At 40.6% G+C, this 23,991-nt stretch carries 21 protein-coding genes; 11 read left to right on the top strand and 10 right to left on the bottom strand.

Features of this window, described 5'->3' with window-relative positions:
- Window positions 1–53: 53 nt before the first annotated feature.
- Window positions 54–1,151, top strand: a complete 1,098-nt coding sequence (locus AB8M93_RS00740) for a transporter substrate-binding domain-containing protein (protein ID WP_373055636.1) — start codon at window positions 54–56, stop codon at window positions 1,149–1,151.
- A gap of 44 nt (window positions 1,152–1,195) precedes the next feature.
- Here AB8M93_RS00740 and AB8M93_RS00735 read toward each other — a convergent pair whose 3' ends face one another.
- Together AB8M93_RS00735 and gldJ are read right to left on the bottom strand one after the other, a co-directional pair.
- Complete coding sequence (locus AB8M93_RS00735) at window positions 1,196–2,482, bottom strand: UDP-N-acetylmuramoyl-tripeptide--D-alanyl-D-alanine ligase (RefSeq protein WP_373055635.1); 1,287 nt, start codon at window positions 2,480–2,482, stop codon at window positions 1,196–1,198.
- Between the two features lie 62 nt (window positions 2,483–2,544).
- Window positions 2,545–4,227, bottom strand: coding sequence for a gliding motility lipoprotein GldJ (gene gldJ / locus AB8M93_RS00730; protein ID WP_373055634.1), 1,683 nt, complete (start codon window positions 4,225–4,227; stop codon window positions 2,545–2,547).
- Window positions 4,228–4,662: 435 nt separating this feature from the next.
- On the opposite strand from gldJ, the gene porV reads away from it, so the two are divergent.
- The 8 genes from porV to AB8M93_RS00690 all read left to right on the top strand — a co-directional run bounded on the left by porV (window position 4,663) and on the right by AB8M93_RS00690 (window position 12,697).
- Entirely contained in the window at window positions 4,663–5,814 is a 1,152-nt protein-coding gene (gene porV / locus AB8M93_RS00725; RefSeq protein ID WP_373055633.1) for a type IX secretion system outer membrane channel protein PorV, read from the top strand.
- A gap of 78 nt (window positions 5,815–5,892) precedes the next feature.
- Window positions 5,893–6,375 carry a cytidine deaminase gene (gene cdd, locus AB8M93_RS00720; RefSeq protein WP_373055631.1) on the top strand — a complete coding sequence of 161 codons (483 nt, stop codon included), beginning with the start codon at window positions 5,893–5,895 and terminating at the stop codon, window positions 6,373–6,375.
- Between the two features lie 108 nt (window positions 6,376–6,483).
- Window positions 6,484–7,485, top strand: a complete 1,002-nt coding sequence (pdhA, locus tag AB8M93_RS00715; protein ID WP_373055629.1) for a pyruvate dehydrogenase (acetyl-transferring) E1 component subunit alpha — start codon at window positions 6,484–6,486, stop codon at window positions 7,483–7,485.
- A gap of 3 nt (window positions 7,486–7,488) precedes the next feature.
- Window positions 7,489–9,147 (top strand): pyruvate dehydrogenase complex dihydrolipoamide acetyltransferase, encoded by a 1,659-nt coding sequence (locus AB8M93_RS00710; protein ID WP_373055627.1) that lies wholly within the window; start codon window positions 7,489–7,491, stop codon window positions 9,145–9,147.
- A 114-nt stretch (window positions 9,148–9,261) separates the two neighbouring features.
- The gene (locus AB8M93_RS00705; RefSeq protein WP_373055626.1) at window positions 9,262–10,260 is read left to right on the top strand and encodes a M28 family metallopeptidase; all 999 of its coding nucleotides are present in this window, start codon (window positions 9,262–9,264) and stop codon (window positions 10,258–10,260) included.
- Window positions 10,261–10,318: 58 nt separating this feature from the next.
- Entirely contained in the window at window positions 10,319–10,999 is a 681-nt protein-coding gene (locus AB8M93_RS00700) for an SDR family NAD(P)-dependent oxidoreductase (protein WP_373055624.1), read from the top strand.
- A gap of 7 nt (window positions 11,000–11,006) precedes the next feature.
- The gene (locus tag AB8M93_RS00695) at window positions 11,007–11,606 is read left to right on the top strand and encodes a SprT-like domain-containing protein (protein WP_373055622.1); all 600 of its coding nucleotides are present in this window, start codon (window positions 11,007–11,009) and stop codon (window positions 11,604–11,606) included.
- A gap of 11 nt (window positions 11,607–11,617) precedes the next feature.
- Window positions 11,618–12,697, top strand: a complete 1,080-nt coding sequence (locus AB8M93_RS00690; protein ID WP_373055620.1) for a mannose-1-phosphate guanylyltransferase — start codon at window positions 11,618–11,620, stop codon at window positions 12,695–12,697.
- A gap of 116 nt (window positions 12,698–12,813) precedes the next feature.
- Here the strand turns inward: AB8M93_RS00690 and AB8M93_RS00685 are convergent, their stop codons facing one another.
- Both AB8M93_RS00685 and AB8M93_RS00680 read right to left on the bottom strand, forming a co-directional pair.
- Window positions 12,814–13,581 carry an ABC transporter ATP-binding protein gene (locus AB8M93_RS00685; RefSeq protein ID WP_373055618.1) on the bottom strand — a complete coding sequence of 256 codons (768 nt, stop codon included), beginning with the start codon at window positions 13,579–13,581 and terminating at the stop codon, window positions 12,814–12,816.
- 1 nt (window position 13,582) lies between these two features.
- On the bottom strand, window positions 13,583–14,320 hold the full coding sequence (locus AB8M93_RS00680; RefSeq protein WP_373055617.1) for an MlaE family ABC transporter permease: 738 nt from the start codon (window positions 14,318–14,320) through the stop codon (window positions 13,583–13,585).
- A gap of 111 nt (window positions 14,321–14,431) precedes the next feature.
- On the opposite strand from AB8M93_RS00680, the gene pafA reads away from it, so the two are divergent.
- Window positions 14,432–16,078 (top strand): alkaline phosphatase PafA, encoded by a 1,647-nt coding sequence (gene pafA / locus AB8M93_RS00675; RefSeq protein WP_373055615.1) that lies wholly within the window; start codon window positions 14,432–14,434, stop codon window positions 16,076–16,078.
- Here the strand turns inward: pafA and AB8M93_RS00670 are convergent.
- The 4 genes from AB8M93_RS00670 to gcvP form a co-directional block, all read right to left on the bottom strand.
- On the bottom strand, window positions 16,067–16,918 hold the full coding sequence (locus AB8M93_RS00670; RefSeq protein WP_373055614.1) for a glycosyltransferase family 2 protein: 852 nt from the start codon (window positions 16,916–16,918) through the stop codon (window positions 16,067–16,069). The two genes, pafA and AB8M93_RS00670, sit on opposite strands and share 12 nt — an antisense overlap.
- A 385-nt stretch (window positions 16,919–17,303) precedes the next feature.
- Complete coding sequence (locus AB8M93_RS00665) at window positions 17,304–17,822, bottom strand: class I SAM-dependent methyltransferase (RefSeq protein ID WP_373055612.1); 519 nt, start codon at window positions 17,820–17,822, stop codon at window positions 17,304–17,306.
- 1 nt (window position 17,823) lies between these two features.
- Window positions 17,824–18,882, bottom strand: a complete 1,059-nt coding sequence (locus tag AB8M93_RS00660) for a 3-oxoacyl-ACP synthase III family protein (protein WP_373055610.1) — start codon at window positions 18,880–18,882, stop codon at window positions 17,824–17,826.
- Window positions 18,883–19,006: 124 nt separating this feature from the next.
- Window positions 19,007–21,856 carry an aminomethyl-transferring glycine dehydrogenase gene (gene gcvP, locus AB8M93_RS00655; RefSeq protein WP_373055608.1) on the bottom strand — a complete coding sequence of 950 codons (2,850 nt, stop codon included), beginning with the start codon at window positions 21,854–21,856 and terminating at the stop codon, window positions 19,007–19,009.
- Window positions 21,857–22,276: 420 nt separating this feature from the next.
- Here gcvP and AB8M93_RS00650 point away from each other — a divergent pair, with 420 nt between their 5' ends.
- Window positions 22,277–23,092, top strand: coding sequence for a UbiA prenyltransferase family protein (locus tag AB8M93_RS00650; RefSeq protein ID WP_373055607.1), 816 nt, complete (start codon window positions 22,277–22,279; stop codon window positions 23,090–23,092).
- Here the strand turns inward: AB8M93_RS00650 and AB8M93_RS00645 are convergent.
- Window positions 23,076–23,342 carry a hypothetical protein gene (locus AB8M93_RS00645; RefSeq protein WP_373055606.1) on the bottom strand — a complete coding sequence of 89 codons (267 nt, stop codon included), beginning with the start codon at window positions 23,340–23,342 and terminating at the stop codon, window positions 23,076–23,078. The genes AB8M93_RS00650 and AB8M93_RS00645 overlap by 17 nt on opposite strands.
- Window positions 23,342–23,893 (bottom strand): sigma-70 family RNA polymerase sigma factor, encoded by a 552-nt coding sequence (locus tag AB8M93_RS00640; RefSeq protein WP_373055605.1) that lies wholly within the window; start codon window positions 23,891–23,893, stop codon window positions 23,342–23,344. The genes AB8M93_RS00645 and AB8M93_RS00640 overlap by 1 nt, the downstream gene beginning before the upstream one ends.
- Window positions 23,894–23,991 lie beyond the last annotated feature (98 nt).

Genomic DNA, 23,991 nt, shown 5'->3' with positions numbered 1-23,991 from the left:
TTAAAATCCTGAAATTCTGTTAGCTGTGACAGCAGCTAAATCTTAAATTAGTTATGATGCTGAAAAAAGCCTTTTTACTCTTTCTGCTGCCAGTAAGTTTGTTCTCAAAAAATATTTTTGCCCAGGCTGACAGTCTTTCCAACAACCAAAACATTAAACTTATGGTGGGAGTGTATTCCCAGCCGCCTTATATGATTGCTGATGATAAGGGTAACTGGGATGGCATTAGCATAAGGTTGTGGAGAGCGGTGGCAGACCGTATGGATGTAAATTATGAATTAAAGGAAATTTCCCGGGAGGCTGCAGTAAATGCTTTGCTGCAAAAAGAGGCAGATATTGTATTGTTGGAGGATGTTACCGCGGCTGCCGAGGAAAAAATAGATTTCAGCCATATTTATCATAAAGCCAGTATGGGAATTGCATCTTCCCGAGGGATGACGCTTTCTTCCATAGCTAAAGCTTTTTTCAACCAGCGCTTTTGGTATATTGCCGCAATGCTTTCCATTTTATTGCTTATTGTTGGAAGCATTATTTATTTTATAGAACGCAGCAGCAACGAGGAAAGTTTTGGAGGGGAACGTTCTGTAGTGCGCGGTATTGGCTCTGGTTTCTGGTGGGCCGGAGTCACTATGACTACCATTGGATACGGAGATAAATCTCCTGTAACTTTTTGGGGTCGTGCCGTGGCACTTATCTGGATGCTGGTGGCCATGGCGGTTACCGCGGTTTTAACTGCATCTCTTGTTTCGGCAGTTATGGGTAATTCTGCCAGTAAAATAGCTGTCCCGGGGGATTTAAGAGAAATGGATATGCTTGCCGTGGAAGGTTCTTTTGCTGCAGATTACCTGCAACAGGAAAGGGTAGCTTTTAAAAAATCTAAAGATCTGCCGGAAGCGATGAAGGCGGTGAGGGATCATAAAGCAGATGCCGTGCTCAACAGTGTTCCTGTAATGCGATTCACCATTAATAATGATCCAGATCTGGCCTTAAAGGTGCAGCCTGTAAATATTGATCCTCATTACTACGCATTCGGGATAAGGCAGGGAGATTCGCTGCGGGAACCTTTAAACCGTGCCATATTAGCAGTTATAAATTCAGCCTTATGGCAACAGGAACTAGATCGTTACGTTCCGGAAAAAAGAGGCCGCTAATTATTTTGCTACTATAAAGAATCTCTGTAATTAGCTGCTTTTTTTCAAATGGCTTCAAGCAATCTTTCCAGGGCAAGGCCTCTTGAGCCTTTTAATAAAATGTGGCAATTTTCAAACTTTGTTTCCTGGAGGTGTTCCTTCAGTTTTTCCACACTTTTAAATTTGATAATAGTGTTTTTATTGGTTTGAGTCTGGTTAAAATGTTCTCCTACCAAATAGCATTCTGTAAAGTCATCATTTTCCAGTAAATTAACTATTACCTGGTGCTCTGTTTCTGCGGAAGCTCCTACCTCCAGCATATCTCCCAGAATAACAATTTTAGGCTCCCTGGTTTCCAGCTCCTGGAAGTTGGTTATAGCAGCATGCATACTGGTGGGATTTGCGTTATAGGCATCCATGAATATGGTATTACTGCCTTTTTTAGTGATCTGTGAGCGATTGTTTTCAGGTGTATACTCCTCAATGGCTTCTTTTATTTGCTGAAATGGAACTTTAAAATATAATCCCATGCAAATGGCCGCGGCAATATTCAGGGCATTATGTTTCCCGGTTATTTTACTATTGAAGTCTGTATCGTTAAATTTTACACTGGCATAGGACTGGTTTCCGGAGTAGCGAAACTGCACCTTTGCGTCTTCAGCGGTACCAAAAGTAAAAATGTGGTCATAATTAAAATGTTCCCGCTGCACTGGATCATCTGCATTTAAAAATATCAGCCTTTTGTTCTTTTTAAGATGGGTGTAAAGTTCGCTCTTTGCTTGAATTACTCCCTCAAGATTGCCAAAACCTTCCAGATGGGCTTTTCCGAAGTTAGTAATGTAACCATAATCGGGCATGGCAATTTTACACAATGTGGCGATTTCTTTAAAATGATTTGCTCCCATTTCTACTATTCCAATTTCCGTCTCTTCGTCCATAGAGAGAAGCGTAAGAGGAACACCAATGTGATTGTTAAGATTCCCCCTGGTGGCTACGGTCCTGTACTTTTTTGAAAGCACTTTATGGGTAAGTTCCTTGGTGGTGGTTTTGCCGTTACTACCTGTAATGGCAATAATAGGAAGCTTTAGAAATTTACGATGGAAGGCCGCCAATTCCTGCAGGGTTTTAAGAACATCTTTTACAAGAATGATCTTCTCAGGATCTGTGGCGTAATTTTCTTCATCTACCACGGCCATTTTTGCCCCGTTTTCAACCGCTTCCCGCGCATACGCGTTGCCGTTAAAGTTTATGCCTCTAAGCGCGAAATAAATTCCGTTCTCCTTAATATTTCTGGTGTCTGTAAAAGCTCCCGAGCTTAACAGGAATCGTTGGTGTAATTGTGCTACATTCATAAAATAAAGCTATAAAAAAAGCCCTAAAAAATAGGGCTTTTAAACATATTTAACCAAAATTGTTAATTTCTCGCTGTCTTATTTCCTTCTTTAGATTTAGAACCCACTCTAGACATGGCATTTCTGAAACCTATATAGTCTGTAGCCATATCCTGTGGAAAATACCTTCTTTGTGCGGGATCTAACCAGTAAGCTCTGTCTCTCCAGGAGCCTCCTTTGTAAACCCTAACTTCATCGCTTATTAAAGTTGTTCTTTCAGCAGAATCATAACCTCTCTCGGCTATTGTTCCTGTACTGTCACTGTACTTTAAATTGTCATACGTTGGGGAATTATACATTCTCTTGGAAGGGTCTGTTGCATCCTGGAAGGGTTGGTAATACCTTGAAGAGCTTTTATCTCCATCCCTGAAGTCTCTCTGGTCACTTTCAGTATAATTGGTTCTCATGTAGGTGTCTTCTTTGGTAACAGGCGTCTGCGCTATTTCCCCGGGAAGATTTCTGGCTACCAGTTTGCCGTTGCTAAGGGTGTCATACTGCACTTCGTCTGCCCCGAGAATTTTTACACTTCCGTCTTCATTAATGGCATTTTTGGTATATACATTTCCCCTGTAATAGTTAAAATCGTTAAATTCATCATCTACTATAGGGCGGTAAACATCCAGGACCCATTCTGCAACGTTTCCTGCCATATCATAAAGGCCAAAATCATTTGGTTCGTAGGATTTTACTTCCGCAGTAATATCTGCTCCATCATCGCTCCATCCGGCAATACCGCCATAATCTCCTGCGCTTTGTTTAAAGTTGGCTAATTGATCTCCTTGTCTTTTTACATCACCAGACCTGGTATATTGCCCATCCCATGGATATTTTTTTCTACCGCGGTAAACATTGTAATTTCTTATTCCAACAAGGGCCAGAGCGGCATATTCCCATTCCGCTTCGGTAGGAAGACGATATTCAGGAGAAACAAGGCCGCTTTCTCTTCCCGGATAAACTTTTTTCACAGGATTACCTTCTTCATTAGTATTTTCAAGCCTGTCCTGAATTTCTTCTCCCTGGCTCAATTCGGTATTTCCGCCGTAGGCACCTGAAGGGTCATAGATATAAGCTTCGGAATTAAAAGGTTTTCCCGGTTCAACATTATATCTTGCCCCTTCTGCAATTATCCCTTCTTCCTCCAATTTAAGTTCAGTAACCATATTGGTTCTCCATTTACTGAATTCCACTGCCTGAATCCAGCTAACCCCAACTACGGGATATTCGGCGTATGCGGGGTGTCGCAAATAATTGTTCACCATGGTTTCATTAAAGCCAAGGCGGTTTCTCCATACTAAAGTGTCTGGTAAAGCGCCTTTATAGATATTACTGTAGTTTTCCTGGCTTGGAGGGTAAACTCTCTTGATCCAGTCCAGGTATTCCAGGTACATCTTATTGGTGACCTCTGTTTCGTCCATATAAAAGGACTGTACATGTTGCTGGGTAGGAGTGTTGTTCCAGTCGTGCATAGGATCATCCTGAACCCTCCCCATAGTAAAGGTTCCACCTTCAATAAAAACAAGGCCAGGCATGGTTTCCTGTTCTTTAAAGTCGCTATTATACTGGAATCCACCTTCATCTGAATTGATGTCCCAACCGGTGGCACGGGAAGTATTTTTGTAATCTCTGGAATTGTTACAGCTTATCAGGCCAACGCCAAAGGCAATTGTGAAAAGTGCTCTTATAGCAATATCAGTTCTCATATTCATCGTCCTTTTTGATAGAATTTTAGGCTTTGCAATATAGTAATTAACGCTAAATGTACAAGTTTATTTTATGTAATTAAAAAAGTATACAAAACTCTTTAACTGCCTGATGTACTAAAGGATTACCCGTTTTTTCATCAAGCTAAAAATGCTTAAAACAGCACCGGGCACCATACCTTGTAAAGGCGCAAAATTACGTTTTTTTTGTTATAGCCTACAGAATTAATGCCAAAATCCATGAACTGAAATTGAAGTATAAGCAATAATTTTTTTTATTTACAGTTAATATAAGATGAACTCAGCGCTCACTGCGGGAATAGATTCCCGGGTGAAACCATTTTTAATCTTCTCCCCCGGTAGCTGTAATAATAATTTTTGAAGGGGAGGAGCTTTCTTAACAAGAATTAAAATATATATTTGTTACAGATAACGTTCAGGATGAAAAAAATAAGAATTGTTTTACTGGGAGTAGGACTGCTTTCAGGATTCTCGTCTTTTGCTCAGGAAGAGCAGAATAGGGTTATTACCACTGCTGTTCCGATTTTAAAGGTAGCGGCAGATGCCCGTGCAGCGGGTATGGGAGATATGGGAGTGGCTACTTCTATGGATGTTTATTCCCAACAGTGGAATCCTGCTAAATATGCTTTTGCAGAGCGCCAGCAGGGAGTTGGTTTTGCTTATACCCCCTATTTAAGTAATATTGTGAACGATATTTTTTTAGGAAGCCTAAACTATTATTACAAATTAAATGACAGGAGCGCTTTCGCTTCCAGTTTTCGTTATTTTAGTTATGGGGCAATAGAGACCAGGAATACCTTTGAACAAGATCCTTTGCCAGTAAATCCTCAGGAATTCACTTTTGACCTTTCTTATTCCCTCAAGCTAAGTGAAACAGTTTCCATGGCTGTAGCCGGAAGGTATCTGCATTCAGATCTTGGGCTGCAGGATGAAGAGGATTGGGGGCCTGCTGGTAGTTTTGGCGTAGATGTGGCGGCGTACTACCAGAGTGAGGAGTTTTACACCGATAGTTTTACTGGAAGATGGAGGCTTGGAGCCAATATCTCCAATATTGGGCCAAAATTGAAATATGACGATGCCGGGCAGGAAGATTTTATTCCAACGAACTTTAAAGCGGGAGCTGGTTTTGATTTTATCCTGGATCCTGATAACCGTATAGGCACTTATGTTGAATTTAACAAGTTGCTGGTGCCAACCCCGCAGGATTTTAATGGAGATGGCGATATAAACAGCGAAGATAGGGAGACGTATGACGATATTGGTGCTATTGAAGGAATCTTTAAATCTTTTGGTGATGCCCCGGATGGTTTTGGCGAAGAACTCAGGGAGGTTACCTGGGCATTGGGAGCCGAATATATGTATCAGGATGTCTTTGCCCTAAGAGCCGGGTATTTTAATGAAAATGAAAATAAGGGCTCCAGGAAATTCCTTTCTATTGGAGCCGGTTTCCGGTATGAAATTGTAAATATTGATATCTCCTATTTATTTTCAACTTCTAATGTTCCCAGTCCGCTGGAAGGAACCTTACGGTTTGGCCTGACCTTTAATTTTGGAGAAGAGTTCTATAATTAAGTCTTTAAACGCTAAAACTATCTCTTTACATTTGCTACTTTTTTTGTTCTGGTTACCTTGCATTTCCAATACATATTTATGAAATCATTTACTTTTACTTCCAGCCTGGAAGTTTATGATTCTCTTGAAGAATTGCCTGAAGATGTTCAGGATTTAATGAAAGAAGCATTTATAGCGCGTGATACGGCCTATGCGCCATATTCAAAATTTAATGTTGGGGCAGCCATCCTTCTTGAAAACGGGCAAACGGTTATAGGTAGCAATCAGGAAAACGCTTCTTATCCTTCCGGGCTTTGTGCAGAACGCACTGCTTTTTATTTCGCGGGAGCAAAACATCCAGGGGTAAAACTAGAAAAAGTAGCCATTTCAGCTAAATCTCTACAGCATTCCATGGAAACTCCTGTTCCCCCTTGTGGTGCCTGCAGGCAGGCAATGGTAGAATATGAAGTTAAACAGGATGCTCCCATAGCGCTTTATTTTATGGGAGAAACCGGTAAAGTGGCGCGGGCTAAATCTGTACAGGATTTACTCCCCTTTATTTTTGATAGCAGCTATCTGTAATGTTTTCGCATTTTTGCTTTAAAACTGTTTTTCATTCTTACTGAAAATAGTATTTTTGTTATCCGCTTGACAAAACCCATCTGTCCGGCTTAAAATTTAAACTTTGATATGAAGAAAATCACAAAAGCCACCTATTTAAAGTGGTACGAGGATATGTTGTTTTGGCGCAAATTCGAAGACAAGCTTGCGCAGGTTTATATTCAGCAGAAGGTTAGGGGTTTCCTACACCTTTACAACGGGCAGGAGGCCATACTGGCCGGAGCGCTTCATGCTATGGATACTGAAAAAGACCGGATGATTACCGCTTACAGGAACCACGTTCAGCCTATAGGAATGGGTGTGGATCCAAAAAGGGTGATGGCAGAGCTATATGGAAAAGGAACCGGAACTTCACAGGGGCTCGGGGGTTCTATGCATATTTTCTCTAAAGAGCATCGTTTCTATGGAGGTCATGGTATTGTAGGAGGGCAAATTCCTCTCGGCGCGGGACTGGCTTTTGCAGATAAATATTTTAAAAGAGATGCAGTGACGCTTTGTTTTATGGGAGATGGGGCCACCCGGCAGGGTTCTCTTCATGAAACCCTTAATATGGCCGTGAAGATGGATCTTCCTGTGGTATTTTGTGTGGAAAATAACGGATATGCTATGGGAACTTCTGTGGCACGTACTTCAAAAGGTACCGATATATGGAAGCTAGGGAATGGTTATGAAATGCCATGTGGGCCGGTAGATGCCATGGATCCTGTTAAGGTTGCCGAAGCTTTGGATGAAGCTATTTCCCGTGCAAGGAAGGGAGAAGGGCCAACTTTTCTGGAATTAAAAACATACAGATACCGCGGTCACTCCATGAGTGATGCCCAAAAATACCGTACCAAGGATGAGGTTGCTGAATACCAGAAACTAGACCCTATTACAAAGGTGAGAGATATTATTAAGGAGAAGAAATACGCTTCTGATAAGGAAATTAAAGAAATAGATCAACGCGTGAAAGATAAGGTATCAGAGTGTGAGAAATTCGCTGAAGAATCTGACTTCCCTGAGAAAAATGTAATGTACGACGTGGTTTATGAACAAAAAGATTACCCGTTTTTATCACATAAAGTAGACTAAATTATGGCTGAAGTAATTAATATGCCACGCCTTAGCGACACCATGGAAGAAGGTGTTGTGGCAAAGTGGTTAAAGAAAAAAGGTGATAAGGTTGAAGAAGGAGACATTCTTGCCGAGATAGAAACCGATAAGGCGACTATGGAGTTTGAATCCTTCTACGAAGGAACCCTGCTTCATATAGGTATTGAAGAAGGAGAAACTGCGCCTGTTGATACGCTGCTGGCTATAATTGGTGAGGAAGGAGAGGATATTTCTTCTATAATAGAAGGAGGAGATTCTTCTTCAGATAAAAAAGAGGAGGATTCCCCTGAAGATTCTCAGGAGAAATCTGAAGAGGAAGACAGTTCAGAAGATGAAACTACAGGAGATGGTGAGATTCCGGAAGGAGTAGAGATTATTACTATGCCGCGCCTTAGTGATACTATGGAAGAAGGTACTGTGGCTGCCTGGATAAAACAGGAAGGTGATAAGGTTCAAGAAGGAGATATTCTTGCTGAAATTGAGACCGATAAAGCTACTATGGAGTTTGAATCTTTCTATGAAGGAACGCTTCTTAAAATTGGGATCCAGGAAGGCGAAACTGCTAAAGTGGATAGTTTACTGGCAATTATTGGCCCTGCGGGAACAGATGTTTCCGGTATCAGCGCAGAGGGTTCTGCCAAAAAATCTTCTGCTAAAAAAGAACAGAAAGAGGACAAGGCTGAAGAACAGCAAAAAGAAATTGCCGCAACCGAAGAAAAAAGTGCCACTACTTCTGAAGCCAAGGATAAGAGTCGCATCTTTGCTTCTCCTTTAGCTAAAAAAATGGCTGAAGATAAAGGCATAGATCTTAACAGTGTAGAAGGCTCAGGTGAAAATGGGCGTATTGTTAAAAAGGATATCGAGTCTTATAAACCTTCAGAAAAACCTGCAACCCAAACGCAAACTGCAGGTAGCGAAGAAAAACGTGCATCTGTACAGCCTTATGTTCCTGCAGGGGAAGAAAGCTTTGAAGAAATCAAAAATTCTCAAATGCGTAAAACGATCGCCAAAAGGCTGGCGGAATCCAAATTTAAAGCGCCGCATTATTACCTTACTATCGAGGTGGATATGGATAATGCCATGGCTTCTCGCAAACAAATTAACGAACTGCCAGACGTAAAGGTTTCCTTTAATGATATGGTGATCAAGGCCAGTGCGATGGCACTTAGAAAGCATCCGCAGGTAAACAGCCAATGGACAGACGATTCTATGAAGATGGCCAAGCACATCCACATGGGTGTAGCTGTTGCAGTGGAAGAAGGTCTAGTGGTTCCTGTATTGAAATTTGCAGACCAGATGTCTATGACGCAAATTGGTGGAAATGTAAAAGATCTTGCAGGTAAAGCCAAGAATAAGAAATTACAACCAAAGGAAATGGAAGGCAGTACTTTTACGGTTTCCAACCTTGGAATGTTTGGGATTGTTGAATTTACCAGTATTATTAACCAGCCTAATTCCGCTATACTTTCTGTAGGAGCAATAGTGGAGAAACCAGTGGTTAAAAATGGTGAAATTGTAGTGGGGCATACCATGAAGCTTACCCTTGCCTGTGACCACAGGACGGTGGATGGTGCAACGGGAGCTGCATTCCTGCAAACCCTTAAAACGTATATGGAAAATCCGGTGACTATGCTTGCATAGAGAGCTGGTTTTACCAATAAATAACATGAAAATCCCACTATAGCGTGGGATTTTTTTATCTTTAATGCTTATCATAAGTAATAACTCTATTCTCTTTCTTTAATGCATACAAAAATGAAAATTCCTTTTTTAAGTCTTGCGGCAGGTGTACTCCTCATTTTTACGGCCTCATGTAATTCCGCTCAGGATAAATCTTCTGCAACGGTTACTTCTGCGGAAGGTGAACAAACCACGCCTAATTCTATAGAAGTAGCTCCGCAAGATTTAAGAGAAAACCTTAATTTTTTGGCCTCAGATGAACTTGAAGGCCGGGCTACTGGGGGAGAAGGGATTGAGAAAGCTGCGACTTTTATAGAAGATTTCTTCAGTAAGAACCATATAGAACCTTATTTTGAAACCTATAGGGATGCTTTTGAAATTCAGGGAAAAAAGGCTTTTAATGTGGTAGGCGTTTTAGAAGGAAATAATCCAAAGCTGAAGGATGAATTTATCATTGTAAGTGCCCATTACGACCATATTGGGATACAGGAGGCGGTGGAAGGGGATTCTATAGCAAATGGTGCTAATGATAATGCCGCCGGAACTGTGGCGGTTATGGAATTGGCTGAAAAGTTTGCGAAAATAGACAATAATGATAGAAGCATCATTTTCGCCTTATTTTCAGGAGAAGAATTGGGCCTTACAGGATCGGCGCATTTAGCTGAAGTGCTAAAGCAGGAAAACCTTGATTTATATGCGGTGGTAAACCTGGAAATGATAGGTGTGCCTATGAAAGACAAAGAATACATGGCTTACCTCACCGGATTTGAAAATTCTAATTTCGCTGAAAAATTCAATGAATACGCCGGTAAAACGGTTCTGGGATTTCTACCCCAGGCTCAGGAATATAATCTTTTTAAGAGAAGTGACAATTATCCGTTTTTTGAGCAATTTGGAGTTCCTGCCCAAACTATAAGCACCTTTGATTTTACCAATTATGAATTCTATCATCATGTTAGCGATGAAGCTGAAAAAATGAATTTTGAGCATATGGCAAATTTGATTGAAGCTATTTTGCCGGCGATTTCAAAAATGGCGAATACTTCCGAAAAAGAAATTAAAATGAACAATTAAGGGCGATAAGATCTTCAAGCTTTATGCAAGGAGCTTTTCTTTGCCTAAATTTTTTTCTATGAAAAACATTGTTATTACCGGAACCAGCAGGGGTATAGGTTATGAACTGGTTTCAATTTTCGCGAACGCTGGGCACCAGGTGCTGGCCCTTTCCAGGAATGATGAACCTGTAAAAAGGCAAAATTTAGAAAATGTAACAGCACTTTCCTGTGATATTTGTAAAGAGAGCGAGCTTAAGAAGGTGGCTGCTTTTGTTTCTTCAGAATGGGGTGCGGTGGATATTTTAATTAACAATGCCGGAAAACTTGTAAACAAGCCCTTTACAGATCTTACGGCAGAAGATTTTAAGTCGGTTTACAATACCAATGTGATGGGAGTGGTTGGGCTTACACAAAAGATCTTGCCCTTTATGGGCAAAAATGCTCATGTGGTAAATATTAGTACTATGGGTGCGGTCCAGGGTAGTGTTAAATTTGCCGGTTTAGCTGCTTATAGTTCCAGTAAGGCGGCTATTATTACTTTAACCGAATTGTTAGCAGAGGAGTATAAAGAGACCGGACCTTCTTTTAATGTCTTGGCGTTGGGTGCAGTTCAAACCGAGATGCTGGAAGAGGCCTTTCCAGGCTATAAAGCACCCCTTTCCGCACAGGAGATGGCCGCTTATATCGCAGATTTCAGTTTAACAGGAAATAAATATTACAACGGGAAACTTTTGCAGGTTTCTAACAGCACGCCATAAAAAATTAATGAAGCATATCCTCGAAAAATATCTCCCCAGTCACGCCATGGAGCCCGTTTTTATGCTTATAAAAAACAATAATGTCCATCTTAAAATTGTAAATGAAAGAAGGACCAGGCATGGAGATTACCGGCGCATGCCTAATGGGGCACAGCAAATAACGGTAAATGCTAATCTTAATAAATACAGGTTCCTGATAACCCTTGTGCATGAAATTGCCCATTTATTGGCATTTGAGCGCTTCGGGAGAAATATAAAACCTCACGGGGACGAATGGAAACTCACTTTTCGCAATTTGATGTTGCCTTTTATAAGGCCGGAAATTTTTCCGCAGAAACTGCTGCCGCTTATTGCCGCACATTTTAGGAATCCAAAAGCCAGTAGTGATACAGATGCACGCCTTTCGGTAGCCCTGAAAAGTTTTGACGCCCAGAATGATAAAAGTTATATTTTTGAAGTGCCCTTTGGAGCAGTTTTCAGAATATATAACGGGAAGATTTTCAGAAGAGGGGAAAAACGCATTAAACGCTATGAATGTTTGGAAATGGCCACCGGAAAGATATATTTGTTTCAGCCTAATGCAGAGGTGGAACTTTTAAAAAATTAAAATTGGAAAAAATGAACAATAATTATTATGCAATTTTAATGGCAGGAGGAGTAGGTTCCAGGTTTTGGCCTGTAAGCACTGCAAGCATCCCTAAACAGTTTCAGGATGTTCTGGGGGCCGGGGAAACCTTGATTCAAAGTACCTTTAGACGACTTTCTAAAATTATTCCACAGGAAAATATTTACATCCTTACCAATAAGAAATACAATGATATTGTTAAAGAGCAACTTCCCGGTGTGAAACAGGAGCAAATTGTTCTGGAACCTGTGATGCGAAATACTGCCCCCAGTATTTTACTGGCAGCTTTAAAAATAAATCACAAAAATAAAGATGCGGTAATGATGGTAGCGCCCAGTGATCATTGGATACAGGGAGAGGAGCGGTTTGGAAAAGACCTGGAATTTGCTTTTGAAGAGGCCGGCCGTGAGGATAAATTAATCACGCTGGGTATTACGCCCACCTTTCCAAATACGGGTTATGGCTATATAAAATATGATAATTCTAAAGAAAAAAGAATAATGCAGGTGCAGGCCTTTACAGAAAAGCCGGATTTTAAAAAAGCCTCAGCATTTTTAAGTGAAGGGAATTATGCCTGGAACGCGGGAATTTTTATCTGGAATGCAAAGGCCATTCTAAATAATTTTAGAAAATTATTACCCGAGATGTACCGCCTTTTTGAGAAAGGGGATGCCGTCTGGAATACCCGCGGGGAACAGCAATTTCTTGATGAGAATTTTCATCTGGCCCATAAAATTTCTATTGATTACGGTATTATTGAAAAGGCTGAGAATGTGTATATGATCCCCGCCTCTTTTAAATGGAATGATCTGGGTACCTGGGGGTCGCTGCAGGAACAATTGCCCCAGGATGAAAATGACAATACCCTTATTAACAGCCGCTTCCTTTCTTTTGAAGCCAAAGGAAATATTATAAGGACTGAAAAAAACAAAGTGGTTATAATTGAAGGCCTTAAAGATTATATTGTACTGGAAAATGAGTTGGTTTTGCTGGTGATGCCCAAAAAAAATGAGCAAAACATAAAAGAGATCAGGGATAAGGCAATTGAAAAATTTGGGGACAAAATTGGTTAACGGGAGCTGAAGGCCAGGCAAAGATTTCTTTTGGTTTGCTGAAGATAAATAAGCAGGAAGAAGTTAAAATTAAAAAACTATTTTGAAGATTCCTTCTCAACAGGCAGATGAACTAACTATAGGCCCTGCAGCTGTGCCTGCCTTACTTTTTTAAATAAATCAGAAGAATAAACGAAATCGGTTACTGTTTCATCATCGGTTTTAAAGATCTGGCTTTTGTCTCCTTTCCACGCCAAGACCCCGTCTTTTAAAAAAGCGATATTTTCTCCAATTTCCAGTACCGAGTTCATGTCGTGCGTGATAACCACAGTGGTAATATCATACTCTACGGTAAGTTCATGGATGAGGTTGTCTATAATGGTAGCAGTCTTAGGATCAAGGCCAGAGTTAGGTTCATCACAAAACAAGTATTTTGGTTTGTTCACAATGGCTCTTGCTATGGCCACCCTTTTCTGCATTCCTCCACTAATTTCTGCCGGAAATTTTTTGCGGTGTTCCTCACCAAGTTTTACCCGTTCCAGTACTTCATATACACGGTCCAGGTGATTTTTTTTCCTGCCTTTCCTGAACATTCTAAGCGGGAACATTACATTATCTTCTACCGTCATAGAATCAAACAAAGCTCCACCCTGGAAGAGCATACCCATTTCTTTTCGCAGTTCCCTTTTTTGTTCCGGGCTAAAATCTGAATAAGCCTTCCCGTCATATTCTATTTTTCCTTTTTCCGGAGTAAAAATACCAAGCATGGATTTTAAAAGAACACTTTTACCTGATCCGGACTGGCCAATAATAAGATTGGTCTTACCGGTTTCAAAAACAAAGTCTATTCCTTTTAAAACATCCTGCTCTCCAAAACTTTTATGTAGATCTTTAACTTCTATCATTTTAGCTAAGTAATAACTGGGTTACTATATAATTGGTCACAATAATTACCACGCTGGTCCACACAAAAGAAGTGGTACTCGCTTTTCCTACTTCCAGAGATCCACCGGTCATGTAATATCCGTGATAGGCTGGGATGGTGGCCAGGATCATGGCAAAAAGAAACGTTTTAAAGAAGGCATAGAATACCTGATACCCTATAAAATCTTCCTGAAGCCCGCTTACAAATGCTTCAGGACTTAAAAATCCTCCAAAAACTGCTGCAGAATAAGCACCCACAATTCCTAAAAACATTGATATAGCAATAACAAACGGATAAGTTAACATTGCGATGATCTTTGGAAAAACCAAATAATTCAGTGAGTTTACTCCCATCACCTCTAAAGCATCTATTTGCTCGGTTACCCTCATAGATCCTATACTGGAAGTGATAAAAGATCCCACTTTTCCTGCCATAATAATAGAAATAAAGGTAGGGGAAAATTCCAGGATAATAGATTGTCTTGCCGCAAAAGCTACAAGAGATTTCGGGATTAGCGGATTGTTAAGGTTTAATGCAGTCTGCAATGCCACAACTCCACCAATAAAGAAAGAGAGAAAGGCTACAATGCCCAAAGAACCTATTACCAGTTCATTAATTTCTTTAAAAATAAGTTCTTTTAAAACAGAGCGCTTGGTCATTCTGCCAAACACCCCTTTAATCATTAATATATATTCGCCAATGGAATGCAGATAACTCATTCAACAATTTTTGTAAGGCTAAAATACAAAAAACCACCACTAAAGTTATTAACGTAGAATTAAAGTTTTTACCCCCTGTAATCCTTAATTTTGTGACTCTAAAATTTTGATATGAAACGTATAATTTTTTTGCTCTTTACATTATATTTTCTAGTTCCCGTTACTGCTCAGGAAACCAACAATAATAAATCAAAATTAGTTGTGGGCATTGTAGTAGACCAGATGCGGTACGATTACCTTACCCGTTTTTGGGATAGGTACGGGAATGGAGGTTTTAAAAAAATGATTAATGGAGGCTATAATTTCAGGAACAATCACTTTAATTATATGCCTACCTATACCGGCCCGGGACATGCTTCAGTTTTTACCGGCACTAGCCCTATGAACCACGGAATTATAGGAAATAACTGGTACAACAAGTTTGAGGGCAAAATGGTTTATTGTGTGGAAGATAGCAGTACTACCTCCGTTGGCACCAGCTCTTCTGCAGGACAAATGTCGCCGCACCGGCTTAATGCCACCACAGTTGCCGATGAGAATCGCCTGCATACGGAGTTTAGAGGCAAGACAATAGGAGTGGCTTTAAAAGACCGGGCTTCCATTTTGCCAGCCGGCCATACTGCCAATGCGGCTTACTGGTTTAATGGAGGTAAAGAAGGTCATTGGATTACCAGCTCTTATTATACAAAAGAGCTTCCGCAGTGGGTGAAGAATTTTAATAAATCTGGCAAAGCAGATTTTTACCTTAAGGATTGGAATACTCTTTATCCTATTACAACATATTCTGAAAGTGGTGTGGACCTCAATAATTTTGAAGGAGGTTTTACCGGAAAAAAAACGGCTTCTTTTCCCTATAACCTGGCAGAACTTAAGGATGAAAACGGTGGTTTTGATATTTTAAAAGCTGTACCATACGGTAATGACCTTACCCTGGATTTTGCCCTTGCAGCAATAGAAGGAGAGGAGCTTGGGAAGGATGAAGATACAGATTTTCTTACGCTAAGCTTTTCAAGTACAGATTATGTTGGCCATAATTTTGGCGTAAATTCCAAGGAGCTGGAGGATACCTATTTAAGGCTTGATAAAACTTTAGAAAAGCTGCTGGATTATCTGGACCAGAATATTGGTAAAGGAAGTTATACGATCTTCTTAACAGCAGACCATGGCGGGGTAGATGTTCCCGCTTACCTGGAATCAGTAAATGCTCCCGGCGGCTATTTTAACAGCCGCTCCTTTGAGCAAACTGTAGAGGAATTTGTAGAAAAAGAATTCGGCAGGGCAGATCTCATTGAAAATATTTCGAATAACCAGGTATTTTTTAATTATGAGGCCCTGGAAAAAGCGCAAATAGCGGCAGAAGAACTTGAACTAAAACTGGCCCATGAGATTTTGCAACTCAAACAGATTGATAAAGTATTTACCCGTACCCAGATGCAACAGGGAAGCTTTACCAAAGGGCTGGCAGCCGATATTCAAAATGGTTTCAACCAAAAGCGCAGCGGTGACGTGATTTATGTTCTTGATCCCGCAGTGATCTCCTATTCAAAAACCGGTTCTACTCATGGTACCGGATTTTCTTACGATACTCATGTACCTCTTATATTTTATGGTAATGGAATTGCCCATGGAAGCACTGTAAAACGTTCAGAGATTATTGATATTGCGCCTACTGTTGCAGCCCTGCTGGGAATTTCTTTTCCAAATTCCTCTACAGGGCAGCCGCTGTATATTATGCTGGATCAGGAATTAGCTGAATAATTTTTTCCGGATATTTTTCCACCGCAAATGCCTAATAAAGCGGCCTTCTTCTTCGGAAACGAGAAAAGGCTGCTTTTCATTTTTCGCTTTGTAATAGCCACGAAGGCTGTTAACAAGAAAGGCTGCCTCTTTCTTTTTATAAGCTAGTTTAGCTGAAGCAATACCAGTTAATATAAAGCCATAATGCAGGCGGTAAAATGCTTCTCCCTGCTTGTATTTAGAGCTTTGGTTGTAGTTTATTCCTGTAGGCTTTAAGTGTTTTACCAGCAGCCCTGGATCTGTTTTTATTTGCCACCCATGATATTGCGCAAGTAATTCATCCACCGTATCCCAACCCATAGCGGGCTTTAATTTGCCAATTTCAAGAAAACATTCTTTTCTATATGCCTTTAAAGCACCTCGTACATGATCTTTTCCGGTTAGATTTTCGATGATCCAGTTACCTTTTTCGTAGACTGAGCAAAATCCGCCGCAGATACCGGTTTTATCTGAAGAGAGGAAGTGAGATTCCATTTTCTCAAGATAATTAGACGGGAAAAGCAGGTCTGCATCAAATTTACAGATAATATCATACTGCTCATCAATCTTGTCATAAGCCCTGTAAAAGGCATTTATCACCTTGCTGCCGGGAAGATGGGTGCCTTCAGATATATTCCGCACCAATTCAATATAAGGATTTCCAGCCATAAAGGACTGTACAATTTTGGATGTATCATCAGTAGAATGATCATCTGCCACCATTATTTTGTCCGGTAATTTCGTCTGCTGAATTAGGGATTGCAACGTTTGGCCAATAAATTGAGCTTCATTATGCGCCGGGATAATAATATAAATTCTCACAGGATGCAGTTTGTAAGGCTAATTTACAATTTAGCGGTGGCACCTCAAGTTTTGAAGCCGATTTAAAATTTTAAGCAATCTTCAGTCGCCTTGCAGGAATAAGAGCTGCTTATCCTGTGCCAATCCAGGCCGGCGAAAGTTCATATATAAAATTCAAAGTTAAAATAACCGGAAGTGCAATTAGCGGAGCTGTAGAGTTTGGCTACGATTATTCTTTTACAAAAAGTTTGAGCCTGGGAATACGGGCTTCTTTAGCCGGTGGGCGCTTTCAAAAATGGAAGCAAATGAAAACGGGGGTAATCCCTATGATGAAATTTGATGAAGTTAATTCCAAAAATCCTTGCAGATTAGATATTAGCGCAGGCTTGTGTTAGAGTATCTAATTTTATCTTTCTGCATAAACAGCATAATAGCGGGGTGTGATCCTTCTAAGTAAGGGGCGCACCCCAATTTTATTTACAGGATTGGTCCATTTTGCAGTGTCCCTTATTTTCCATCCCGCCTTTTCCAGTAACCAGTTAAACTGCCAGTCTTCAAATTCATGATAGTGCCGGTCCCATTTATCTGTTTTGCTGCGGTAAGCAGGGGAAAACCATAGCTTAAGCGGAATGGTGGCAATAAGCTTTTTTGCTTTTATATCCTTAAGTACGTTAAAAGGAGCCACAAGGTGCTCAAATATTTCGAAAGCGGTAACAGCTTCATATCCTTCCTTAAGAACGGCGGCAGTGTTAAGATCCAGATCTTCTCCTGAAGTGTTGGTAACTTTATATCCATGCTTCCGCATCATTTCAGAAAAAGGGTTTTCTACCCCTAAATCCAGAAGCTCTGCCGGAGAAGCAATATGTTTTTCTAAAAAAAGGATGGTTTCCCGGTATCTTTTATTAGGAAAAGTATTTTCGTACATGCTAATACTGGTAAACTATGGCGTTTATATTCATGCCTGCGCCAACACTGGCAAAAATCATAAGGTCCCCTTCCTTTAATTCCTGGTTCTCAATTTCGCCATGAATTACAAGGTCCAGAAGGGTAGGCACCGTCGCCACACTGCTATTTCCTAATTCCTGAATGGTCATGGGAGTCACGTATTCCGGAACCTCCATATTGTGGAGTTTGTAGAAGCGTTTTATAATGGCATCATCCATTTTTTCATTGGCCTGGTGAATAAATATCTTTTTAAGATCCTTTATGGTTTTTCCGCTTTTTTCCAGGCAGGATTTCATAGCTTTTGGGACATTTACCAATGCAAATTCATAGATTTTCCGGCCGTTCATTTTGATATAGCGAAGCTCTCCTGAAGTGTTGGCATTATTAGACTTTCCAAAATAGATGTAATTCGCCTCCTCATAAGCATAAGTTGCGCTTTCATGTGCCAGAATACCTCCTTTTTCTCCAGATTGCTCCAGCACAGCCGCTCCCGCTCCGTCTGAAAAAATCATAGAATCCCGGTCATGTTTGTCCACTACACGGGAAAGGGCTTCAGCCCCTATTACCAGGCACTTCTTTGCCATTCCGGCTTTTATGAATGCCTGTGCCTGTATTATGCCTTCAATCCATCCCGGGCAACCAAAAAGTACATCGTAACCCACACAAGAGGGATTTTTAATCCTCAATTGGTATTTCACCCTCGTAGCCATACTGGGTACGGTATCGCTCTGGTGGCAGTTAAATTTTACATCGCCGTAATTGTGCGCCACAATTATGTAATCCAGGGTTTCAGGATCTGTACCAGAAGATTCAATGGCCTTTTGGGCTGCAATAACAGCCATCTCAGAGGTATTCATGTTATCGTCCAGATACCTTCTTTCTTCAATTCCTGTAATGGCTCTAAATTTCTGAATAGTGGTTTTAATATCAGCCGGGAATGTAGAGCCGTCTGTATTATAGAATTCATGCTGTTGAAAATCAGCATTCTTGGTGATAACACCCGGGATGTAGCTTCCTGTGCCGGTTATTTTGATACTCATTTATTCGAAACTTGTTATTTGTCTAATTTAACGAAATATTAGTAAATTTTGTTACGGCATAGCTGGAAATTACGACGCCTAACAGGGACTAAAATTAAAAGAGGAGCCTTTAGCTCCTCTTGTTTTAGGCCTCGGCATACTCTTCTGTAGGAGGGCAGGTGCACATTAAATTCCTGTCTCCAAAGGCTTCATCAACCCGCCTTACACAGGGCCAGAATTTATTATCTCTTACATATTCCAGTGGATACGCAGCTTTTTCACGCGTATAAGGGAGCACCCATTCATCTGAAGTAAGCATTTGTAGCGTATGGGGTGCATTTTTTAATACATTGTTCTCATCGTCGGCAGAAATTTCTTCAATTTCTTTCCTGATAGAGATTAAAGCATCACAAAAACGATCCAATTCGGCCTTACTCTCACTTTCAGTAGGTTCTATCATTACTGTTCCTGCTACCGGAAAAGAAACAGTAGGAGCATGGAACCCGTAATCTATTAATCTCTTGGCAATGTCTGTCACCTCAATTCCGTTAGCCTTAAAAGGACGGCAGTCCACAATCATTTCGTGAGCGGCCCTTCCTCTTTCTCCAGAATAAAGGGTCTTATAATGGCCATTTAAGCGCTCTTTTAGATAATTGGCATTTAAAATAGCATACTCTGTGGCATTTTTAATTCCCTTTGTTCCAAGCATTCTTATGTAGCCATAAGAGATAAGGCACACCAAAGCAGAACCCCAGGGTGCCGAAGAAATAGCGCCAATAGCTTCCCGGCCCCCGGTTTTAATTACCGGGTTACCTGGTAAAAACGGTTTTAACTGTTCGGCAACGCAAATTGGGCCAACTCCGGGACCGCCACCGCCATGGGGTATGGAAAAAGTTTTGTGCAAATTTAAATGGCAAACATCGGCACCTATGGCTCCGGGATTGGTAAGGCCAACCTGCGCATTCATATTTGCCCCATCCATATATACCTGGCCGCCATTTTCATGAATAATATTGGTGATTTCTTTTATTGCAGATTCAAATACTCCATGCGTGGAGGGATAGGTGACCATTAAAGCTGCCAGTTGATCTTTATATTTTACCGCTTTTTCCCGTAAATCTTCTACATCAATATTCCCATTTTCAGTGGCTTTGGTAACAATTACCTCCATTCCTGCCATTACTGCAGAAGCAGGATTGGTCCCGTGTGCCGAGGATGGAATAAGGCAAATATTACGATGACCCTGTCCAATGGATTTTTGATATGCCCTTATTACCATTAAGCCGGCATATTCTCCCTGTGCACCGGAATTTGGCTGAAGCGATGTTGCAGAGAATCCCGTAATTTCAGTTAGGTATTCTTCCAGCCTTTTAAGTACAACCTGGTAGCCTTCTGCCTGTTCCACAGGGGCAAAAGGATGAATATTTCCCCATTGCGGATTGCTGAGGGGAAGCATTTCTGATGCTGCGTTTAACTTCATGGTACAGCTTCCCAGAGGAATCATGGAATGATTTAAGGAAAGATCTTTGCGTTCCAGCTTTTTAATGTAACGCATCAACTCTGTTTCTGAGCGGTAAGAATTAAAAACCTCGTGGCTAAGGAATTCTTTTTTTCGCTGTAATTCTTCCGGAATAACAGAATTTTGAAGCAGTTGCTCCAGGGGTTTAGCTTCTTTACCGGCCACTTTGGCAAAGACTGCAATAATGCTATTCAAATCCTCAAGAGAAGTCGCTTCATTTATAGCAATGGAAACAGTATCTCCATCCGGATAAAAGAAATTGATTTCATTTTCTTCGGCTGTTTTTTTTATGGCTTCAGCTTTAGCCTTTACCTGTATGGTATCAAAATACACTGCATTTACCTGTTCAAAACCTAATTTTACCAGTTCAGCAGATAAGGTGGTGGCAGAATAATGTACGGTATCGGCAATATATTTTAATCCTTCCGGGCCATGATAAACAGCATACATCCCGGCCATTACTGCAAGTAAAACCTGCGCAGTACAAATATTGGAGGTGGCTTTGTCCCTTTTAATATGTTGCTCCCGGGTTTGCAATGCCATCCTCAGGGCATTATTACCATCCAGATCTTTGGTAACGCCAATAATTCTACCGGGTAAATTTCTTTTATACTCTTCTTTGGTGGCAAAATAAGCAGCATGCGGTCCGCCATAACCCAGGGGGATTCCAAAGCGCTGCGTGGTACCCACCACAACATCTACTCCTAGCTCTCCCGGAGCCTGAAGTTTTACAAGGCTAAGAATATCTGCTGCTACGCCAACTTTTATTTCTGCTTCCTTGCAGTTTGAAACAAAAGAAGAGTACTGGTGTACTTCTCCCAATTTTCCCGGATATTGTAAAAGAACACCAAAAAATTCTGAAGAAAAATCAAAGTTTTTATGATCCCCAATTATCAGTTCTATGCCCAGGAAATCTGCCCTCGTATTCAAAAGGGAAATGGTCTGAGGCAGGCTTTCTTCAGAAACAAAAAATTTATTGACATTCTCTTTCTTTTGCTTTCTGTCCCTAACAGAATATAATAAGGCCATTGCTTCTGCGGCCGCGGTAGACTCATCTAAAAGGGAGGCGTTGGCTATTTCCATACCGGTGAGGTCACTCACCATGGTTTGAAAATTTAGCAGAGCCTCAAGACGTCCCTGCGCAATTTCAGCCTGATATGGCGTGTAAGCCGTATACCAGCCTGGATTTTCCAAAATATTACGCTGAATAACCGCCGGCATAATAGACTGGTGGTAGCCCAGGCCAATATAACTTTTAAACACTTTGTTTTTGGCAGAGAGTTTTCCAATATGTTCAGCATATTGATTTTCACTCAATGCTAACGGAAGGTTAAGGGGAGATTTTAAACGAATATCATCCGGGATAGTTTCGTAGATCAATTGTTCAAGAGAATCCACCCCTATGGTTTGCAACATTTCTTTTAGTTCGCTTTCCCTGGGGCCAATATGGCGCAGTGCAAAAGAATCTGTCTTCATTAAATAGCTATTGTGTTTTGAGCTGCGAAATTACATATTTTATATGTAAAAATGAGGGATTTAAAGCTGAGCAGTTGTTAAGTTTTTAAAGAAATTAAATGCGGTAGGACTATAGGGAGATTCCACAGGATTTAAAAAAAATACTTTCCCGGGGGAGAAAGTATTTAGCACTAGAATGGTTAAATAAATACATATTTATAATATATACGTACCAAATGGGGAAAGCGGTTTTGTGTTTTATGGTAAAATAGATGTATCGCCGGGAAAAGTCTTTATATTACCAGATTAAGTAGGTATTTAAGAAGAAATCTTCGAAAATGTAGGAATTATCCGGAGCTTTCCTGGAATGTTGTCTTTGTTCATAGGCTAAAGCTTTCCCTGCAGAGTTCTTAACTTCGTACCTTTACAAAAAACTAATTGTTGAGAAAGATACTGGATCTTTACATAAACAGCAGCCTGCATGTTGCTTTGGCTGTGGCTTCTTTTAGCCTGGTTACCTGCATCAGGTTCCAGCACTTGCCTCATTGGGAATTGCTGCTTTTTGTCTTATTTGGGAGTATTACCGGTTACAATTTTGTAAAATATGCAGGGCTTGCCAAATTGCATCATCTTAGCCTTACCCGTAATTTACGATTTATCCAGTTTTTCTCTTTATGTTGTTTTCTGGCCGCAGCATATTTCCTTTTTCAACAGCCCCGGGAGGTGATTGTACTTTCTGCTATTCTGGGTTGTTTTACTCTACTTTACGCTGTGCCTTTCTGGAAAGGGAAAGCAAACCTTAGGAGTATAAATGGAACCAAAATTTTTGTAATAGCGCTGGTTTGGGCGGGAACCACCGTTTTGCTGCCGCTTTTTCCTTTAGGGGCTATGGATAGCATGATTGTTTTCTCAGAATTTTTACAGCGTTTTTTGCTGGTGCTGGTACTAATGTTTCCATTTGAAATAAGGGACCTTAAGTTCGATAAATTGCAGTTGGGAACTATCCCACAGCGTATAGGTACCGGCAGGACGAAAAATCTTGGCTATGTTTTGTTGCTGCTCATCTTACTTTTGGAGTTCCTTAGGCCAGATTTCAAAGTAATCTTTTTTTTACCACTCTTGTTTACAGTGTTAATTTCAGGAATGTTTCTTTACAGGACCAGAAAAGAACAATCCCCCTATTTTGCTTCCTTTTGGGTAGAGGCCATTCCCATAATGTGGCTGCTCATAAGCCTGTTGCTCAGGAATCTGTTTTAGCAAGTTCTTCTCTAATTCTTTTTTTCCAGGTTTCCTTATCAACCTTAGTACAAGTCTTTACTCCAGATTTTTTGATGAGGCTGGTAAGTCGGGAATTACGGGCAGTATACTCTTTACAACGACGGCAAATGGCCAGGTGCATGAGTAATTTTATTTTATTTGCGCGGCTAAGTTCCCTGTATTGCGCCTTATCGCAACAATTTTCAGCTTTCGAGCAATCAATAAGAAAAAAGAAATCTCTAAACATCATTAAAACCAGTTTTTTTCAAGGCATGCAGCCAAAGCTACCCGTGCTCTATGTATAATTACCCACAGGTTAGACGGGGTGATGTTAAACTCATTACAAATCACTTCAGTATCTGCACCATCAATTGTTTTCATTTTAAATATTGCCGCCTGCTTTTCATTAAGCTGGTCCAGGCACTCCAGGATGGCCAGTCCCAGTTCTGTGTTCTCCATTTCATCTTCCGCATTACGGTCTGAGGCATCTGCCACCTGTTCCTCCAGCCATTCGCCATCGCTATAATCATCAGAATAATTAATGTGTACTTCAGCCTTTCCTTTTTTAGAATTAATGCGGCGGTAATGATCTATGATTTTCCTTTTTAGAATGGAAATAAGCCAGGTGCGTTCACTCGCCTGACCTTTGAAATTTTTCTTGGATTTAAGGCCGGCAAGGAAAGTTTCTGAAATAAGATCATTGGCAATTTCGCGATCGTTCACCCGAACAATCGTGTAATTAAATAGATAATCGGAATATTTATCCACCCACTTTGTTGGATCGAGACTGTGCGCTGGCATGTTTTTCAAACTGAATGTCTTCATCCAAAAATAGAAAAAGATAGCATCAAATCAGTTATAAAAATGATAAGATTAAGAGGAAAAACCGGCTAAAATTC

The organism is Autumnicola aciditolerans (assembly GCF_041679265.1).
Taxonomy (GTDB): domain Bacteria; phylum Bacteroidota; class Bacteroidia; order Flavobacteriales; family Flavobacteriaceae; genus Autumnicola.
Note: the sequence above shows the minus strand (reverse complement) of the source record. Positions and strands in the feature narration are given on the sequence as shown.

What these genes read in the sequence shown, in the direction of transcription:
- AB8M93_RS00740 (WP_373055636.1), top strand. Translation starts at nt 54, where the DNA reads ATGATGCTGAAAAAAGCCTTTTTACTCTTTCTGCTGCCAGTAAGTTTG.
- AB8M93_RS00735 (WP_373055635.1), bottom strand. Translation starts at nt 2,482, where the DNA reads ATGAATGTAGCACAATTACACCAACGATTCCTGTTAAGCTCGGGAGCT.
- gldJ (WP_373055634.1), bottom strand. Translation starts at nt 4,227, where the DNA reads ATGAATATGAGAACTGATATTGCTATAAGAGCACTTTTCACAATTGCC.
- porV (WP_373055633.1), top strand. Translation starts at nt 4,663, where the DNA reads ATGAAAAAAATAAGAATTGTTTTACTGGGAGTAGGACTGCTTTCAGGA.
- cdd (WP_373055631.1), top strand. Translation starts at nt 5,893, where the DNA reads ATGAAATCATTTACTTTTACTTCCAGCCTGGAAGTTTATGATTCTCTT.
- pdhA (WP_373055629.1), top strand. Translation starts at nt 6,484, where the DNA reads ATGAAGAAAATCACAAAAGCCACCTATTTAAAGTGGTACGAGGATATG.
- AB8M93_RS00710 (WP_373055627.1), top strand. Translation starts at nt 7,489, where the DNA reads ATGGCTGAAGTAATTAATATGCCACGCCTTAGCGACACCATGGAAGAA.
- AB8M93_RS00705 (WP_373055626.1), top strand. Translation starts at nt 9,262, where the DNA reads ATGAAAATTCCTTTTTTAAGTCTTGCGGCAGGTGTACTCCTCATTTTT.
- AB8M93_RS00700 (WP_373055624.1), top strand. Translation starts at nt 10,319, where the DNA reads ATGAAAAACATTGTTATTACCGGAACCAGCAGGGGTATAGGTTATGAA.
- AB8M93_RS00695 (WP_373055622.1), top strand. Translation starts at nt 11,007, where the DNA reads ATGAAGCATATCCTCGAAAAATATCTCCCCAGTCACGCCATGGAGCCC.
- AB8M93_RS00690 (WP_373055620.1), top strand. Translation starts at nt 11,618, where the DNA reads ATGAACAATAATTATTATGCAATTTTAATGGCAGGAGGAGTAGGTTCC.
- AB8M93_RS00685 (WP_373055618.1), bottom strand. Translation starts at nt 13,581, where the DNA reads ATGATAGAAGTTAAAGATCTACATAAAAGTTTTGGAGAGCAGGATGTT.
- AB8M93_RS00680 (WP_373055617.1), bottom strand. Translation starts at nt 14,320, where the DNA reads ATGAGTTATCTGCATTCCATTGGCGAATATATATTAATGATTAAAGGG.
- pafA (WP_373055615.1), top strand. Translation starts at nt 14,432, where the DNA reads ATGAAACGTATAATTTTTTTGCTCTTTACATTATATTTTCTAGTTCCC.
- AB8M93_RS00665 (WP_373055612.1), bottom strand. Translation starts at nt 17,822, where the DNA reads ATGTACGAAAATACTTTTCCTAATAAAAGATACCGGGAAACCATCCTT.
- AB8M93_RS00660 (WP_373055610.1), bottom strand. Translation starts at nt 18,882, where the DNA reads ATGAGTATCAAAATAACCGGCACAGGAAGCTACATCCCGGGTGTTATC.
- gcvP (WP_373055608.1), bottom strand. Translation starts at nt 21,856, where the DNA reads ATGAAGACAGATTCTTTTGCACTGCGCCATATTGGCCCCAGGGAAAGC.
- AB8M93_RS00645 (WP_373055606.1), bottom strand. Translation starts at nt 23,342, where the DNA reads ATGATGTTTAGAGATTTCTTTTTTCTTATTGATTGCTCGAAAGCTGAA.
- AB8M93_RS00640 (WP_373055605.1), bottom strand. Translation starts at nt 23,893, where the DNA reads ATGCCAGCGCACAGTCTCGATCCAACAAAGTGGGTGGATAAATATTCC.